Raw genomic sequence first — 16,777 nt, forward strand, 5'->3', positions numbered from 1 at the left:
TCAAGCGCGTGACATCATTGCCCATCTCGAATCCGGCACGTTCGCTCCCAATGGCAGAAACACGGAGAGCTCACCAGTGGAATTCAAGCAACCCATCAAGACGATGGGGTCCCTCGGCGTCGCCGCCGCGGCCGGCCTCATCGCCGCCCTCGCCCTCGGTTCGCCGGCGCAGGCCGAAGTCGTGACCATCCCGATCAACCCGGGCAACGTGCCGACGACGGCCGCGGGATTCGAGGACGTCTCCTGCGAGAACCTGCCCGATGGCCTCCCCGCCGACGTCGACGGCTGGGTCTTCGTGCTGCCGGCCTCCGCCGGTGCCGACGGCAACTTCGTCTCGGTCACCGCGACGTTCGAGGACGAGGACGGCGACGAGCGCGTCCGCAACACCGCCGACCACGGCGCCATCGTCTCGGGTTCCGGCGACAACAAGGCCTACATCATCGCCCCCGCGGGCTGGACCCTCGTGGAGGCCGAAGCCGAGGTCAACGACCCCGACGACGGCGCCAAGTTCAACCTCACCCACGCCTGCCCCGGCGAGCCCGGCGACGGCGAGACCACCACCCCCGGCGGCGGCGAGACCACCACTCCTGGCGGCGGCGAGACCACCGCCCCCGGCGAGGAGACCACCGCCCCCGGCACGGAGCCGTCGAGCCCCGCGGTGTGCGAGGAGCCCAGCACTCCCAGCGAGACCGCGACCAGCGCCCCGAGTGCGGCTCCCAGCGAGTCCGGCACCCCCTGCGAGGAGGCGACCACTCCCGCCGGCAGCGGCAACCTGCCGACCACCGGCACCCCGCTGACGATCGCCCTGGTCTCGGCCGCGGCCCTCGCCGCGGGCGGCGCCGCGCTGTTCATGATCCAGCGCCGCCGCCGCGAAGCCCAGGACTGGTAACGCGCGAGTAAGCCCGCCGGGCCGCCGACGGTCCGGGTCTGTCGACCCGGCCGTACGCGCCCGGCCACGACGCCCCCGAGATCCCGTCTCGGGGGCGTCGTCGCGTCCGCACGACTTCGCCCCGTTTTGGCAGGTCAGCCGTTCGGTTCATTTCCGAATCATCCGAACGGGACGCAACTTCCGCGACCCCGGCGGCGTGAATGGATCGCCCACCGCCTGCATCGGAGCATCCGGGAGGCGGCCCGTTCAACCCAGGCGCAGTCGAATCCGGCACGTTCGATGCCCCCGACCACCCGTCACGGAGTGCATTCCTTGAAACTCACACGTCGCCACAAGGCCCTCGGCGGCGCCGCCGCCGTCGGCCTTGCCGGAGCCGTCGCGCTCGCCTTCGCCGTCCCCGCGCTCGCGGGCGACACCACGACCATCCACATCAACGACGGCAACGTGCCGACCACCGCAGCGGGCTTCGAGTCCCGGAACTGCGACCAGGTCCCCGACGACACCGCCGACTGGCTCGACGGATGGGTGTTCGTCCTCCCCGAGTCCGTCAAGGCGGAAGGCAACTTCGAGTACATCGAGGCCGTCTTCGAAGACTCGGACGGCAACGTCGTCCCCTACAACACCGACGACCACGGCGGCATCGTCTCCGGGTCGGGCGACAACAAGGCGTACATCGTCACCCCGGCCGGGCTGACCCTCATCGACGCCCAGGCGGAAGTGGAACTCGGCGAGCGCAAGCAGAACGCCAAGGAACCCCGGTTCAACCTGACTCACACTTGCCCCGCGACGGCCCGGCCGCCGGGAGAGCCCACGCCGACCGACGAGCCGTCCTCGCCCACCGAGGAGCCCTCGAGCCCGACCGAGGAACCGTCGAGTCCCACGGAGGAGCCCTCGTCGCCGACGGAAGAGCCTTCCAGCCCGACCGAGGAGCCGTCCTCGCCGACTGAGGAGCCCTCGAGCCCGACCGAGGAGCTTTCGTCGCCGACTGAGGAACCTTCCTCGCCGACGGAGGAGCCGTCCTCGCCGACTGAGGAGCCCTCGAGCCCGACCGAGGAGCTTTCGTCGCCGACTGAGGAACCTTCCTCGCCGACGGAGGAGCCGTCCTCGCCCACTGAGGAGCCCTCCAGCCCGACCGAGGAACCCTCCTCGCCCACCGAGGAGCCGTCTTCCCCCACGGAAGCGCCCTCGTCGCCGACCGAGGAGCCCTCCTCGCCCAGCGAGGAGCCGTCCAGCTCGTCGGAGGAGCCGTCGAACCCGACCGAGACCAGCCCCGCCGAGACCAGCTCGGAAGCGGCCGCCTCCAGCTCGGCTCCGGGCCAGGTCGCGACCACCCCGGCCGGGAACAACGCCCTGCCCGCCACCGGTTCGTCCCTGACCTACGTGCTCCTCGGCGCCGGTGTGCTGCTCCTGGCGGGTATCGCCCTGCTCGTGGTCCATCGCTTCCGCACCGAGCGCACCGCGGCGGGCGAGTGACCTGGGGTCGGCGCGGCGCTCTCCCGGGCGCCGCGCCGACCGTCGGCCCGTTACCGAAACGTTATGCAACCGCTAGAAGCGCTCCCGCGTTTAGCAGATGTCTCAAGGTAGGCAGCCCGGAACCGAACGCGCCCGGGCCGAGACGATCGACTACCGCCCGCTGCTTGACGGTGCGGTCCTTGTCGAGCCCCCGGAATCCTGCCACCGGGGGCTCGACCCTAGTCGACGCCCCGGAGCCGTCCCCCCTTGGCTCCGGGGCGTCGCCGTATCCACCGCCGTGTCGACGTGCGGAGCTCACATTCCCCAGGGCCGAACGCTTTCCCTCCGGTAGCGGACCCGGTACATTACCCGCAGGTTCAGCGCCTGGTCGCCGCCTTGTCCGAGGCGGACTCCCAGGCATCACCGCCCGTCCTGCTACTTGAGGTGCCAGCTGCCCGGCATCCCAGCACCTGCACAGGAGTGCCCGCCACATGGCCACTGAAGCTACCGAAGAGCACACCGAGCCGCGCCCGTCCGCGCTCGACCGGTTCTTCCGGCTGACCGAGAACAAGACGACCTGGAAGCGCGAGCTCCTCGCCGGAACGACCACGTTCCTCGCGATGGCCTACATCCTCGCCGTCAACCCCGGCGTCCTCAGCTGGGACGTCGCCACGATCTTCAACCCCGAGGACCCGACCGCCGCCTTCGCCGCCGGCCTCGCCCCCGACCCCGGCGCCATCTTCCTCGCGACCGCTCTCGCCGCCGCCCTCGGCTGCCTGGTCATGGGCCTGTGGGCCCGCTACCCGATCGCCCTCGCCCCCGGCATGGGCCTGAACGCGTTCTTCGCCTTCAGCGTCGTCGTCGGCATGGGCATCCCCTGGGAGACCGCCCTCACCGGCACGCTCGTCTCCGGCGTCCTCTTCTTCCTCCTCGCCGTCACCGGCGTCCGCGAGACGATCATCAACGCGATCCCCTCGCAGATGAAGCTCGCCACCGGCGCCGGCATCGGCCTGTTCATCGCCTTCATCGGCCTCCGCGGCGGCGGCATCGTCGTCCCCTCGGACGCCACCCTCGTGACCCTCGGCGACTTCCGCGACGGCCCGGTCCTGCTCACGCTCTTCGGCCTCGCCGCCACCGCCGTGTTCCTGGTCCTCGGCTGGCGCGGCGGCGTCTTCTACGGGATGCTGCTGACCCTGGGGCTCGGCCTGGCCACCGGCGTCATCGACTGGAACCTCGCCGACGTCTCCTCGCCGAACTTCGACGCGTTCGGCGCGGCCTTCACCGGCTTCGAGGACGCCTTCACCGCCCAGATGATCATCGTCATCCTGACGATGCTCTTCGTCGACTTCTTCGACACCGCCGGCACCCTCTTCGGCGTCGCCGGACAGGCCGGGCTCCTCAAGGACGGCAAGCTGCCCCGCGCCGGGCGCGCGCTGGCGGCCGACTCGGTCGCGACCATGGGCGGCGCGGTCCTCGGCACCTCCACGACCACGTCGTACATCGAGTCCACCGCGGGCGTCTCGGTCGGCGGCCGCACCGGCCTCACCGCCGTGACCGCGGGCTTCTGGTTCCTGGTCTCGCTGGTGGCCTTCCCGATCTTCGGCCTGGTCGCCAACAACGCCGAGGTGACCGCCCCGGCGCTCATCATCGTCGGCGTGCTCATGGCCGGCCAGCTCGGCGGCATCGAGTGGAGCAGGCTGGAGTACGCGATCCCGGCGTTCATCACCGTCATCGCCATGCCGCTGACCTACTCGATCGCCAACGGCATCGCGCTGGGCCTGATCTTCTACCCGCTCGTCATGATCGCGAAGGGCCGTTGGAAGGAAGTCCACTGGATCACCTACGTGCTCCTGGCCGTCTTCCTCGGTTACTTCCTGTTCCTGGTGGAGTAGCAGCGCATACGAAAGGGCCCGGGAGGCACCCCGGGCCCTTTCGTATGCGGCTCAAGCGGTTCGGCGCAGGGCCTCGCTCAGCTTCAGGCGCGAGCCGGTGTAGAGCACGCTGCGCTTGTACAGCTGCGAGCCGAGCGCCAGCGCCCCGGCCGCGGCGAGCGCGAGCAGTCCGATCGCGACGGCGATCTCCCAGGCCGGGACCTCGGCGATCGCCATCCGGGTCGGCATGGCGATGGCGGAGAACGGCGGCACGATCGACAGGACCTGCGCGAACGTGCTGGTCGGCGCGTTGAGCAGGAAGATGGCGCCGACGTAGCTCAGCGAGAGCGCCATGATGAGCGGGGTCAGGACCGACCCGGCCTCCTCCTGGCGGGAGACGAGCGAGCCCACGCCGCCCGCGAGGGTCCCGAAGAGCACGAGGGCGATGAGCCACCAACCGATGCTCGAGACGGCCGCGGAGGCGGTGCCGGGCGGGAGGTCGGCGAGCATCCCGGTGCCGGCCGCGACGCCGAGGCCGACCCCGACCATGGCGACGAGGTTCACCAGGGAGATGACGCCGAGGCCGATGACCTTGCCCCCCAAGAGCTGCCAGGGCTTGAGGCTGGTCAGGAGGATCTCGACGATGCGGCTCGACTTCTCCTCGACGACGCCCATGGCGATGTACTGGGTCGGGGTCATGAGCATCATGAACATGATGATGGAGAGGATCAGCCCGGTGAAGTAGTCGAGCGGCGTCACCTCGCCGCTGCCCGCGTCGAGGGTCACCCACTCCAGCGGCTGCACCGCGAGCGCCTCGGTGATCTGCCGGTCGGAGAGCCCGGCGTCGGCGAGGTTCGTCTGGACCGCGGCCGCGTGCCAGGCGGTGTCGAGCTGCGCCTCGAGCTCGTTGCCGACGCCGTCGCGGCTGTAGAGGGATCCGTCGGCGACGGCCGCTTCGACGGTCTCGTCCTCGACGGCCCGCTCGGCCTCGTCCACGGAGTCGTAGACGGTGACGTCGAAGCCGCCCATGGCTTCCAGCTGGGTCTGCATAGCCCCGGCCTCGTCCCCGGCGAGGCCGATCGCCGTGTCGCCGTCGTCGCCGCCCAGGAACGTGGGCAGGGCGGCGAGGACGCCGACGATGGCGACGGTGACGAGGGAGCTGATGATGTTGGCCTTGGAGAGGCCGCGGACGCGGATCTCGCGTCCGGCCACGAGCATGAGGCCGCGCAGCCGCGAGGTCTCGGTGTGCGGGGAGGTCATCGGGTCACTGCCTCTCGGAAGATCTCGGCGATGGTGGGCTGGTCGTAGGCGAAGCGGGTGACGCGTCCGGCGGCGGCCGCGATGCGCAGGACCTCCTGGTCGTCGGCGTCCTCGACGAGGTAGTCGTCGCCGTCGCGGGTGACGGTGCCGGGCAGGGCCGCGGTGAGGTCCTCGGGGGTCTGGACGCTGACGCGGAGCTGCTTGACCTCCTTGGCCTTCAGCTCGTCGACCCTGCCTGCGGCGATGATCCTCCCGTTGCCGATGATGGCCACGGAGTCGCAGAGCCGCTCGATCAGGTCGAGCTGGTGGCTGGAGAAGATGACCGGCGCCCCGGCGGCGGCGCGGTCCCTCAGGGCGGTGCCCATGACGTCCACGGCGATCGGGTCGAGGCCCGAGAAGGGCTCGTCCAGGATGAGCGCCTCCGGGTCGTGCACGAGCGAGACCGCGAGCTGGACGCGCTGCTGGTTGCCGAGCGACAGGTCCTGCACGAAGTCGCCGGCCCGGTCGGTCAGGTTGAGCTGTTCGAGCAGTTCGGCGGCGGACCGCTTGGCCTCGGCCCGGCTCATGCCGTGGAGTTCGCCGAAGTACGCGATCTGCTCGCCGGTCTTCATCTTGGGGTAGAGCCCTCGCTCCGAAGGCATGTAGCCGAAGCGGCGGCGCTGCTTCACGCCGAGCGGCGCTCCGTTGTAGACGATCTCGCCGGAGTCGGCGGCGAGGACGCCCATGGCGATGCGCATGGTGGTGGTCTTTCCCGCGCCGTTCGCGCCGACGAACCCGACCACTTCTCCGGGGGCGGCCGAGAGCGACACCCCGTCGAGGGCGACGGTGTCGCCGAACCGCTTGTGCAGGTCCTTGATTTCGAGCATGCGTTCACCCTAGAACCGCAGGCGAGTCGAATCGTCAGTCTTGCGGAGGATCCGGGCCGGGCCCGCTTCGTTCCCGAGGAGTAGTCACGTCCGCCTCAGGGGCTTCACGATGACCTGCGGCCGCATCGGCCCAGTGCGCTTCCGGAACGCCCGCAACGCGTGCGTCGTTCACCGCAAAGGGAGACAATGGGGTCGAACTGCCGCCCATGGGCGCCGGAGGCGCTCATGAAGAGCCACGTCGATCCTTGGGGAGACGTCAATGAGTGGAGCACCGTTCGTCATCGTCGGGGGCGGACTCGCCGCCGCCAAGGCCGCGCAGACGCTTCGCGACGAAGGATATGACGGCGACCTGGTCGTCGTCGCCGGTGAAGCCCATCGCCCGTACGAGCGGCCGCCGCTGTCGAAGGACTACCTCCGCGGCGACGCCGACCGGTCGGCCCTGTTCACCGTCGACGAGGACTGGTACGCCCAGCACGCCGACCTGCGCACCGGCGAGCCCGCCACGGGCCTCGATCCCTTCGCCCGGCGGCTCTCGCTCGCCGACGGCTCCACGGTCGAGTACCGGAAACTGCTGCTCGCCACCGGTTCCAATCCGCGCCCGCTCGCCGTCCCCGGCGCCGATCTCCAAGGCGTGCATCTGCTGCGCACCGTCGAGCAGTCCGATCTGCTCGCTTCGGCGCTGCACGGCTCGGGGAAGGTCGCGATCATCGGGGACGGCTGGATCGGCATGGAGGTCGCCGCCTCGGCCCGCCTGCTCGGCCGCGAGGTCACCCTCTTCGGTCACGGCGCGCAGCCGCTCGAACGGGTCCTCGGCCCCGAGATGGGCCTCGTCTTCGCCGAGCTCCACACCGAGCACGGCGTGGACCTGCGCCGCCGCAGCCGGGTCGTGCGGATCGTCGGCGATGACGGCAGGGTCACGGGCGTGGAGACCGGGGACGGCCGGCACGTCGCCGCCGACACCGTGCTCGTCGCCGTCGGCGCGACCCCGAACGTCGGCCTCGCGGTCGAGGCCGGTCTCGACCTCCGCGCCGACGACCTCGGCGGCGGCGTCGCCGTGGACGGGACGCTGCGCACGAGCGGCCAGGACATCTGGGCCGCGGGGGACATCGCGAGCATTCCGTCCGTCCACTACGGACGCCCTATCCGGGTGGAGCACTGGCAGACCGCGCTCGACACGGGCCCGCACGCGGCGAAGGCGATGCTCGGGTCCGAGGAGCCGTACGACAAGCTGCCGTACTTCTTCACCGACCAGTACGACCTGGGCATGGAGTACCTGGGCTTCGTCGCCGGCCCGGACGCCTACGACGAAGTCGTGGTCTCCGGCTCGCTCGAGTCGCTGGAGTTCGTCGCCTTCTGGACCAAGGACGGCCGCGTCCTCGCGGGCATGGCCGTGAACACCTGGGACCGCATGGGCGAGGTCGAGGACCTGATCCGCGCGAAGGAACCACCGAGCACCGAGGCGCTGCAGTCGTTCCGGTAACTCACCGCGGACCAGGAACGGCCGCAGCAGATCCGGCACGGACTCGTCGGCGAAGTCGAGGATCTCGTGCTCGTCGGCGTCGATCACCGCGTAGTGGCCCTTGCTCGCGGCGGTGGTGGCGTCGAGCGTCATGAGGCCCATGCGCCGCTGGAACACCGACTGCTTGATGCGCCAACCGATGATGCCGGACCGGTCGAGGTGCACGGTGGCGCGCCGGACGCTGCCGCGCCGCGAGACGAGGTAGCCGCGGATGTGGCCGTGGCCGAGCGACCGGTACGAGTCGACGGCCGTCCACAGGGCGAACGCGGAGCCGAGGCCGGTCGTCAGCACGACGCCCGCGCTCAGCAGCGCCGGGAGCGGCCACAGCAGGTGGGCGGTGACGGCCGCACCGAGGAGGACGGCCACGGTGACGAGGGCCCAGCGCACGCGGCGTCGCAAGGCCGCCTTCGGATGCGGCGTCAGGTCGGCCGCGACCGGCCCGATCACCGCTTCCGCCGCGGCCACGGCGCGGTCGAGCGGCGCGGCGGGCACGAGGGTGCTCAGGTCGCTGCCCTCCTGATCGGTCTTCAATCCGATGGCGACGACGTCGAGCCGGCCCGCGCCGGCGGCGCGCACGCCGAGCGGTTCGACGATCTCGACGCCGCGGATGCGCTCCTCTTCGAGGCTGAGCGATCGGGCGACCAGGAGGCCGCGCCGCACGCGCAGCGTCCCGCCCGGTTCGCGGTCGAGGCGGTGGCCCCACCAGGCCTCGCCTTGGAGGATGAGGCTGCCGATCGCGCCGAAGACGAGGAGCGCGGCGAGCCCGAGCGTGAGCACCGTCCAGGCCCCGTGCTCCTCGACGAGGTCGCCGACGACCTGCACGGGCAGGCCGCCCCTGCCGAACAAGTCGGCGACCTGGAAGACCGCGCCGACCGCCGCGCCCGCGAGCGCCGGCGTGAGGAACGACAGGGGCGCGTACTTGAGCCAGCCGAGCTCCCAGGTGGCGAGGCGCTCCTCGCCGTCCGGTCCGCTCACGACGGCGCTGCGGCGCAGCAGTTCGGCGCGGAGCCGGTCGGCCTCGGCCCGGCCCACCGAGTCGAGCGTGAGGGTCTGCTCGCCGGTTCCGGATCCGGTGCCGGCCTCGCCGGTGCCGACCTTGACGCTGGCGAGGCCGAACAGCCGCTGCAGCGGGTTCGCGGCGAGGTCGACCGAGCGGATGCGTTCGACGGTGAACGAGCGGCGGCGTTTGAAGAGGATGCCGGAGATCAGCTCGACGCGGGTGTCGGTGACGCGATAGCGGGTGACGCGCAGGCGGATCGCCTCGGCGGCGGCCGCGACGCCGACGATGAGGACCGCACAGGGCACGATCCAGGCGAGGGCGACGGGCCAGGACATGCCGGAGGCGAGGCCGGTCGCCACGGGCGCCCCGACGGCGGCGGCGCCGCCGGCCACGTACAGCGAGTTGACCTTGAGAACGTCGGGGTGGAGCCGCAGCCAGGGCGTTTCGGTGTCGAGGGGCGGTTCGCCGTCGGTCATGTCGCGTCCCCGGGGGTGGCGTCGGTCAGCTCGGTGAGGCGTTCGGCCAGGGCCGCGGCCTGTTCCTGGTCGAGCCCTTCGAGCGTCACCGCGCCCGCGGACGACGCGGTCGTGACGACCACGGTGGACAGCCCGAAGGAGCGTTGGAGCGGGCCCTGCGTGGTGTCGACGGTCTGGATGCGCGACATGGGGGCGATCCGCCAGGTCCGCCAGAAGTACCCGGTGAGCGAGTAGACGGCGGTGTCGGTGACCTCCCAGCGGTGGACCCGGTGCCACCACACCGGCATGACGATCGTCGTGGCCAGGCCGATCACGAGGAGGACGGCGGCGGGGACGAGGAGCCACGAGCGGGCGGGGGCGATGAGCAGGCCGAGGACGGCCAGCGGAACGACGGGCACGGCGGTGGCGATCGCCCATTGCGCGCGCCACCACGGCAGGACCCGAGGATCGAACTGATGCCGGGGAGGACGCAGCGTCGTCCGGGATGCGTTCATGCCCGAATCGTAGTGACCTGCGCTGCTTCGGGCTTCCGTCTCGAGGCGGATCTTTCGCGAACCGGCGTCATGCTCAGGTATCGATCGGCCGCCCCGCGATGCGCGGGGCGGCCGAGGGCGCTAGCCGATCGAGAGCTCGTCGATCGCGGCGAGTTCCTCGTCGTCGAAGCCGAGGCGGCCGATCGCGCCGACGTTGTCCTCCAGCTGCTTGACGCTGCTGGCGCCGATGATGACGCTGGTCATACGGGCGTCGCGCAGGGCCCAGGCGAGCGCGGTCTGCGCGAGCGACTGGCCGCGTTCGGCGGCGATCGCGTTCAGGCCGCGGATGCGCTCGAGCGTGGCCTCGTCGAGGCGCTCCTCGTCGAGGAAGTGGCTGGTGGCCATCCGGGAGTCCTCGGGGATGCCGCCGAGGTACCGGTCGGTGAGCAGGCCCTGCTCCAGCGGGCTGAAGACGATGCAGCCCGCGCCGACCTCTTCGAGCGTGTCGAGCAGGCCGTCGTCCTCGATGCGGCGGTCGAACATGGAGTAGCGCGGCTGGTCGATCAGGAGCGGCGTGCCGAGGTCCCGCAGGATCCGCGCGGCGGCCTTGACCTGCTCGGAGGTGTAGTTCGAGACGCCGACGTAGAGGGCCTTGCCGGAGCGGACGATGGCGTCGAGCGCGCCCATGGTCTCTTCGAGCGGCGTGTCGGGGTCGGGCCGGTGGTGGTAGAAGATGTCCACATAGTCCAGGCCCAGGCGCTTCAGGGACTGGTCCGCCGAGGCGATGAGGTTCTTGCGCGAGCCCCATTCGCCGTACGGGCCGGGCCACATGTAGTACCCGGCCTTGGAGGAGACGATCACTTCGTCGCGGTGGGCCCGGAAGTCCTGGGCGAAGATGCGGCCGAAGTTCTCCTCGGCGCTGCCGGCGGGCGGGCCGTAGTTGTTGGCGAGGTCGAAGTGAGTGACGCCGAGGTCGAAGGCCCGGCGCAGGATCGCCCGCTGGGTCTCGATCGGCCGGGTGTGGCCGAAGTTGTGCCAGAGCCCGAGGGAGATCGCGGGCAGCTGCAGGCCGCTGCGTCCGGAGCGGCGGTAGGGCATGGTGTCGTAGCGGTCGTCCGCGGCTAGGTAAGTCACGCATGCAGCCTATCCGGTCTGGCAAACGTTGCCACGAAGACGAACGCCAGGTGACCGGCTAGGCGTGCGGGTCGAACTTGTAGCCGAGTCCTCGAACGGTGACGAGGTGGCGCGGCTTGCCCGGCTCGGGCTCGATCTTGGAGCGCAGGCGCTTGACGTGCACGTCCAGGGTCTTGGTGTCGCCCACGTAGTTCGCGCCCCAGACGCGGTCGATGAGCTGGCCGCGCGTGAGGACCCGCCCGGCGTTGCGCAGCAGCATCTCCAGCAGCTCGAACTCCTTGAGCGGCAGCTGCACGTCCTGGCCGTTCACCGTGACGGTGTGGCGGTCGACGTCCATGCGCACCGGCCCGGCCTCGAGCACGGTGACGATCGGGTCGTCCGGCTCGGCCGAGCGGCGCAGGACCGCCCGTATGCGGGCCACCAGCTCGCGGGAGGAGTAGGGCTTGGTGATGTAGTCGTCGGCCCCCAGCTCCAGGCCCACCACCTTGTCCACTTCCGAGTCGCGGGCGGTGACCATGATGATCGGCACGTTCGAGTTCGCCCGCAGCTCGCGGCACACCTCGGTGCCGGACTTCTCCGGCAGCATCAGGTCGAGCAGGACCACGTCGGCGCCCGCGCGCTCGTACTCCTTGATGGCGGCGTCGCCGTCGGCCGCGACGGCCACCTCGAAGCCCTCCTTGCGGAGCATGTAGGAGAGGGCATCGGAGAACGATTCCTCGTCTTCAACTACGAGCACGCGGGTCACGGTGAGCCTTCCTAACGGGTGGCTTGCTGGGATGAACCGATTTCAGCCGAGCCCGGTGCCGTGTCGTCGGACGGAAGGGAACGAGCAGGCAACATCAAGGTAAACACTGATCCGGCTTCGGGCATACTGGACACTTCCACCCTACCTCCGTGGTTCACCGCCACGTGCTTGACGATCGCCAGGCCGAGGCCCGTCCCGCCTGTCGCGCGCGAGCGCGCCGCATCCACACGATAGAACCGCTCGAAGATCCGGTCAAGCTCCTCGGCCGGAATGCCGATGCCCTGGTCGCGTACGGCGATGCACACCATCTGCACCCCCGCCAGATGCCCCGTCGGGGAGGCCAGGGAGGTCGAGACCTCGACGGAGGTGTGCTCAGGTGAATAGGAGATGGCGTTGCCCACGAGGTTCTTCACGGCGGTCACCAGTTGCGATTCCGAGCCGAGCACCTCCGCGCCCCGCACGCCCGAGTACTCGAGCTCGATGCCCTTCTCCTCGGCGGCGATCCGCGTCTGGTCGAAGGCCTCGGCGACGATCCGGTCGACCTCCACCGGCTCCGGGTCGGGGAGCTTCTCCGCGCCTTGGAGCCGCGAGAGCTCCAGCAGGTCGGTGACCAGGTGGTTCATGCGGACCGACTCGGACTGGATGCGGGCGGCGAACCGCGCGGACGCGTCGGGGTCCTCGGCGGCGTCCTTGAGCGCCTCGGCGAGGATCTGCATCGCGCCGACCGGGGTCTTCAGCTCGTGGCTGATGTTCGCGACGAAGTCGCGCCGCACCCGCTCGACGCGGTGCAGCTCGGAGATGTCCTGGAACTCGGCCACGGACACCCCGTCGGGCAGCGGGGTGATCCGGACGCTCACGGCGCTGGGCTCGCCCATGACCTGCTTGGGGACCTCGATCTCGGCGTCCCGGTAGCGGCCGGAGCGCCGCGCCTGCGCGAGCAGGGCCCGCAGCGTCAGCGAGACGATCTCGTGGTCGTCCACCAGACCGAGGTCGCGGGCGGCGCGGTTGGTGTAGAGCACGCGGTTGTGGTCGTCGACCAGGCACACGCCGGTGCGCAGCAGGCCGGTGGCGGCCTCCCACGGGCGGGAGTCGGCGACGGGGGCGGTACGGGCTTCGGGACGGGGGACGCCGCGGTTCCGGGTGCGCATGAAGGCGGTTGCAGCGGCGCCGAAAGCGGCTCCCGCGGCCAGACCGGTGAGGACACGACCAGCGCTTCTGCGCAGATTCGCGAACGGCGGCGACGATTGATGGTGGGCCACGTCCCCAGACTAAGGCCGAAACGGCCCGACGTCGAACGCCGGGCCGTTACCAACGTCACCTTTTGTTCACGCAATGTGCACGAAAGGGTTATTCCTTGCCCTCCGCGGCGACGACGGCGGCGGCCGCCGCATCGGGCTCGGGCTGCTGCCCCTGGGAGGCGACCGCTGCGGCGGCGGCCGCGGCGGCCTCGGGGTCGAGGTACTTGCCGCCGGGGACCGTGGGCTTCAGCGTCCGCTCGTCCAGCTCGTACACCAGCGGCATGCCGGTCGGGATGTTCAGCTTGACGATCGCCTCGTCGCTGACCCCGTCGAGGTGCTTGACGAGGGCGCGCAGCGAGTTGCCGTGCGCGGCGACGAGCACCGTCTTGCCGGCCCTGAGGTCGGGCACGATGCCGTCGTACCAGTAGGGGAGCATCCGCTCGAGCACGTCCTTGAGGCACTCGGTCGCGGGAATGATCTCGGGGGCGAGGTCGGCGTAGCGCGCGTCGCCGTCCTGGGAGAACTCGGAGCCGGGCTCGATCGCGGGCGGCGGGGTGTCGTAGGAGCGGCGCCAGGTCATGAACTGCTCCTCGCCGAACTCGGCGAGCGTCGCGGCCTTGTCCTTGCCTTGGAGCGCGCCGTAGTGGCGCTCGTTGAGGCGCCAGTGGCGCTTGACGGGGACCCAGGCCCGGTCCGCTTCGTTGAGCGCGAGTTCGGCCGAGGTGATGGCCCGCCGGAGCAGCGAGGTGTGCACGACGTCCGGCAGCAGGTCGACCTCGGCGAGCAGGCGGCCCCCGCGGCGCGCCTCGTCCTCGCCCGCGGTGGTCAGCTTGACGTCGACCCATCCGGTGAACAGGTTCTTGGCATTCCATTCGCTTTCGCCGTGGCGAAGCAGCACGAGAGTGTAGGTCATGCCCCCATCCTGCCGCCCCGCCGACCGCTCTGCCGCCCGGTCAACGCACAGGTGTGGCGGAGGTCGCCCTCTCGCGGTGCGACGCCCGGCCGCCGCAGCGGCGCGGCGCGAAGGTCATTCGGCGTCGCGGGGCTTGAGGCGCTCGAAGGCTTCGAGGTTCCTGGTGGACTCGCCGCGGGCGAGCCGCCACCGCCATTCCTCCTCGATGGAGGACTTGAAGCCGAGTTCGAGGATCACGTTGAAGCTCGCGTCGGCCGCTTCGAGGACCTGTCCGAGGACGCGGTCGAGTTCGGCGGGGTCGATCGCGGCGTGTGGAAGGCGGCCGACCAGGTGGATGTCCTCGGCTTCGTCGGTCGCGAACGCGACGGCGTAGAGCCTGCCGTTGCGGCGCAGCAGTTCCGCCCAGACCGCCTCCGCGCGCTCTTCGGGTCGGCGGGCCACGAACGCCTCGACGCGCAGCGCGTGGTCTTCGACGACGAGGCCGCACGCGATGTTCAGCTTGCGCCGCCCGGGGAGCGCGACGACCACTGAGCGGGGGCCGTCCTCGCGGTAGTCGACGCCGATCTCGTCCAACGCGGCCTTGAGTTGCTCGATCACCGGTTCAGCGTAATCGCCTGGGACCGCATCTGGACCGCGCGGCGGTAGGCGCCGCCGAGGCCTTCGGCGGTGGCCTGCCACGAGAAGCGCGCGGCGTGCTGCCGCGCTCCGGCGGCGAGGCGTTCGCGCAGGGCCCCGTCCCCGAGGAGCCGGCCGAGGGCCGCGGCCCACGCGTCCGGGCAGTGGGAGTCGACGAGGAGCCCGGAGGCGCCTTCGGCGACGGCGGTGGTGAGCCCTCCGACCTTCGCGGCGATCACGGGCGTGCCCGTGGCCTGCGCTTCGAGGGCCACGAGCCCGAACGACTCGTTGTAGCTGGGCACCGCGACGGCGTCGGCCGCGCGGTACACCTGGGCGAGCGCCTCGCCCGAGCGCGGGGTCCGCCACTGGACCTTGTCGCCGAGCCCGAGTTCGCCGGCGAGCTTCGGCAGCCAGTACAGGTCGGTGTTCGAGGGCCCGCCGACGAAGACCGGCACGATCCGCCGCGCCAGTGCAGGGTCGTGGACGCGGAGCCGCGCGAGGCCGCGCAGGAGCACGTCCGGGGCCTTCGCCGGCTGGATCCGGCCCACGAACGCGACGACGAGCGCGTCGTGCGGCAGGCCGAGCGCCTGGCGGGCGACGTAGCGGTCGCCGGGCCGGAAGACCCCGAGGTCCACGCCGGGGTGGACGACCTCGACCCGGCGCGTGTCCGCCCCGTAGTAGCGGTGGAGCTCCGCGGCTTCGGCGGCGGTGTTGGCGATGAGCAGGTCCGCCTCGGTGGTGATCTGCTCCTCGCCGACGACGCGGCCGATCGGCTCGGGCTTGTCGCCGTCGGCGAGCTGGGCGTTCTTCACCTTCGCGAGGGTGTGGAAGGTCTGGACGAGCGGCACGCCCCAGCGGTCGGCGGCGACCCCCGCGGCCTGGCCCGAGAGCCAGTAGTGGGCGTGGATGAGGTCGTAGTGGCCGGGCCGGTTGTGGGCCTCGGCGCGCAGGAGCCCGCCGGTGAAGGCGCACAGCTGCGTCGGCAGGTCGTTCTTGGAGAGGCCCTCGAAGGGGCCGGCGGGGAGGTGGTGGACGAGGACGCCGGGCGCGGCCTCCACCGTGGGCGGCTCCTCGGAGCTGGTGGCGCGCGTGAAGACCTCGACTTCGACGCCGGCGCGGGCGAGCTCGCGGGCGGTGTTGAGGACGTAGACGTTCATGCCGCCGGCGTCGCCGGTGCCGGGCTGCGCGAGCGGTGACGTGTGCACGGAGACCATCGCGACGCGGCGGACGGCCTGTTTGCGACATCGGGCCCGGAAGGCCGGGGTGCGCCGTTGATTCACGTGTCAGTCCTCTCCCGCGCGGCGTCTCGGCCACGCTTGCGAGCCATCGATTCGCCCTCTGGACGAGGCTTGCGAGCCGTACATGCGTGACGCGTGCGAGCCGTACATGCGCATGGCGTCCCCTCAAGCAACACGCAAAACCCTCGCAATCTTTCCGTGCGGGGGTGTTCGCGCACAACCGCCGCAACCGCGAGAGTGACGAACTCCGCAATCCGTCAAGCCATGAACCGACACGGACCTCGCGTTGCGTGCCGAACACCCTCCGTGGAGTGAAGCCGGAATTTCTCTCGCGACACGGCCGGGAATGAGGCTCAAATCCGGGCAAGTCGTCCATGATGGGGATACTTGTCATCACCAGGGGGGAGACAACACCATGAGCACTGCCACCATTCCGGCCGCCAGGCAGCCCACGATGTCACCGGTGTCGAAGATCGGGACGGCGCACTCGCTGCGCCGCCTGCCCGTCCAGGAACGCTCGGCCGCGCGCGTGCGCCGCATGCTCGACGCCGCCGCCGACCTGATCGAGGAGGTCGGCTACGACCGGCTCTCGACCACCGCCATCGCCCAGCGCGCCGACGTCGCCATCGGCTCGGTCTACCAGTTCTTCGGCGACAAGCGCTCGCTCGCCGAAGCCCTGAGCCAGCGCTACATCGACCTGTACTTCGAGCGCCTGTCCGCTCGCTTCGACGCCGAGCCGCCCGCGGACTGGCGGGACGGCGTCCAGGCCGCCATCGCCGAATACGTCCACATGTACCGCACCGCGCCCGGCTTCCGGGTGCTTCACCTGGCCGACGCCATCGACCCGGGCCGGGCCGACGCCGTCACCACCGGCGGCGACGTCATCGCCGACCAGATCCTCGCCGGCCTCGCCCACCGCTTCGGCATCGGCGGGGACGACGAACTCACCAAGACCGTCACCGTCGCCGTGGAGACCGGGCAGGCCCTGGTCAGGCTCGCGTTCCGTCGCGACCCCGACGGCTGCGCCGCTTCGATCGCCGAGGCCAACGGCGTCGTCTGCGACTACCTCGCGCGCCGCCTGCCGTAGG

General features: G+C 71.0%; 14 protein-coding genes and 1 pseudogene. 5 read left to right on the plus strand and 10 right to left on the minus strand.

The genetic code is table 11. From position 1 onward, the window contains the following. The first annotated feature begins 76 nt into the window (after positions 1 to 76). The 3 genes from K3N28_RS05465 to K3N28_RS05475 all read left to right on the plus strand — a co-directional run bounded on the left by K3N28_RS05465 (position 77) and on the right by K3N28_RS05475 (position 4,233). Positions 77 to 889 (plus strand): hypothetical protein, encoded by an 813-nt coding sequence (locus K3N28_RS05465; protein ID WP_228091475.1) that lies wholly within the window; start codon positions 77 to 79, stop codon positions 887 to 889. Positions 890 to 1,201: 312 nt separating this feature from the next. Then, positions 1,202 to 2,362 carry an LPXTG cell wall anchor domain-containing protein gene (locus K3N28_RS05470; RefSeq protein WP_228091476.1) on the plus strand — a complete coding sequence of 387 codons (1,161 nt, stop codon included), beginning with the start codon at positions 1,202 to 1,204 and terminating at the stop codon, positions 2,360 to 2,362. A gap of 470 nt (positions 2,363 to 2,832) precedes the next feature. Continuing rightward, positions 2,833 to 4,233 carry an NCS2 family permease gene (locus K3N28_RS05475; RefSeq protein ID WP_228091477.1) on the plus strand — a complete coding sequence of 467 codons (1,401 nt, stop codon included), beginning with the start codon at positions 2,833 to 2,835 and terminating at the stop codon, positions 4,231 to 4,233. 51 nt (positions 4,234 to 4,284) lie between these two features. Here the strand turns inward: K3N28_RS05475 and K3N28_RS05480 are convergent, their stop codons facing one another. Both K3N28_RS05480 and K3N28_RS05485 read right to left on the minus strand, forming a co-directional pair. Next, positions 4,285 to 5,472, minus strand: coding sequence for an ABC transporter permease (locus K3N28_RS05480; protein WP_228091478.1), 1,188 nt, complete (start codon positions 5,470 to 5,472; stop codon positions 4,285 to 4,287). Continuing rightward, the gene (locus K3N28_RS05485; RefSeq protein ID WP_228091479.1) at positions 5,469 to 6,338 is read right to left on the minus strand and encodes an ABC transporter ATP-binding protein; all 870 of its coding nucleotides are present in this window, start codon (positions 6,336 to 6,338) and stop codon (positions 5,469 to 5,471) included. Before K3N28_RS05485 ends, K3N28_RS05480 begins: the two co-directional genes overlap by 4 nt. Positions 6,339 to 6,597: 259 nt before the next feature. On the opposite strand from K3N28_RS05485, the gene K3N28_RS23480 reads away from it, so the two are divergent. Next, positions 6,598 to 7,818 carry an NAD(P)/FAD-dependent oxidoreductase gene (locus K3N28_RS23480; protein WP_374209709.1) on the plus strand — a complete coding sequence of 407 codons (1,221 nt, stop codon included), beginning with the start codon at positions 6,598 to 6,600 and terminating at the stop codon, positions 7,816 to 7,818. A 1,047-nt stretch (positions 7,819 to 8,865) separates the two neighbouring features. Here K3N28_RS23480 and K3N28_RS23485 read toward each other — a convergent pair. The 8 genes and pseudogenes from K3N28_RS23485 to mshA all read right to left on the minus strand — a co-directional run. Continuing rightward, positions 8,866 to 9,333 (minus strand): annotated as a pseudogene (locus tag K3N28_RS23485) (PH domain-containing protein); the annotation flags it as partial. Then, the gene (locus tag K3N28_RS05495) at positions 9,330 to 9,827 is read right to left on the minus strand and encodes a PH domain-containing protein (protein ID WP_228091481.1); all 498 of its coding nucleotides are present in this window, start codon (positions 9,825 to 9,827) and stop codon (positions 9,330 to 9,332) included. The gene K3N28_RS05495 and the pseudogene K3N28_RS23485, both read right to left, overlap by 4 nt. A 120-nt stretch (positions 9,828 to 9,947) precedes the next feature. Beyond that, positions 9,948 to 10,940, minus strand: a complete 993-nt coding sequence (gene mgrA / locus K3N28_RS05500; RefSeq protein ID WP_228091482.1) for an L-glyceraldehyde 3-phosphate reductase — start codon at positions 10,938 to 10,940, stop codon at positions 9,948 to 9,950. Between the two features lie 58 nt (positions 10,941 to 10,998). Beyond that, positions 10,999 to 11,685, minus strand: coding sequence for a response regulator transcription factor (locus K3N28_RS05505; protein ID WP_228091483.1), 687 nt, complete (start codon positions 11,683 to 11,685; stop codon positions 10,999 to 11,001). An 11-nt stretch (positions 11,686 to 11,696) separates the two neighbouring features. Continuing rightward, on the minus strand, positions 11,697 to 12,833 hold the full coding sequence (locus K3N28_RS05510) for a cell wall metabolism sensor histidine kinase WalK (protein ID WP_228091484.1): 1,137 nt from the start codon (positions 12,831 to 12,833) through the stop codon (positions 11,697 to 11,699). A gap of 199 nt (positions 12,834 to 13,032) precedes the next feature. Further along, a complete protein-coding gene (locus K3N28_RS05515; RefSeq protein ID WP_228091485.1) occupies positions 13,033 to 13,836 on the minus strand; it encodes a phosphoglyceromutase in 804 nt (267 codons plus the stop codon). A gap of 114 nt (positions 13,837 to 13,950) precedes the next feature. Beyond that, a complete protein-coding gene (locus K3N28_RS05520) occupies positions 13,951 to 14,433 on the minus strand; it encodes a YbjN domain-containing protein (RefSeq protein ID WP_228091486.1) in 483 nt (160 codons plus the stop codon). Further along, on the minus strand, positions 14,430 to 15,665 hold the full coding sequence (mshA, locus tag K3N28_RS05525; RefSeq protein ID WP_228091948.1) for a D-inositol-3-phosphate glycosyltransferase: 1,236 nt from the start codon (positions 15,663 to 15,665) through the stop codon (positions 14,430 to 14,432). Before mshA ends, K3N28_RS05520 begins: the two co-directional genes overlap by 4 nt. A 439-nt stretch (positions 15,666 to 16,104) precedes the next feature. On the opposite strand from mshA, the gene K3N28_RS05530 reads away from it, so the two are divergent. Continuing rightward, entirely contained in the window at positions 16,105 to 16,776 is a 672-nt protein-coding gene (locus tag K3N28_RS05530) for a TetR/AcrR family transcriptional regulator (RefSeq protein WP_228091487.1), read from the plus strand. Position 16,777 lies beyond the last annotated feature (1 nt).

The organism is Glycomyces sp. TRM65418 (genome assembly GCF_019710475.1).
Taxonomy (GTDB): Bacteria; Actinomycetota; Actinomycetes; order Mycobacteriales; family Micromonosporaceae; genus Glycomyces.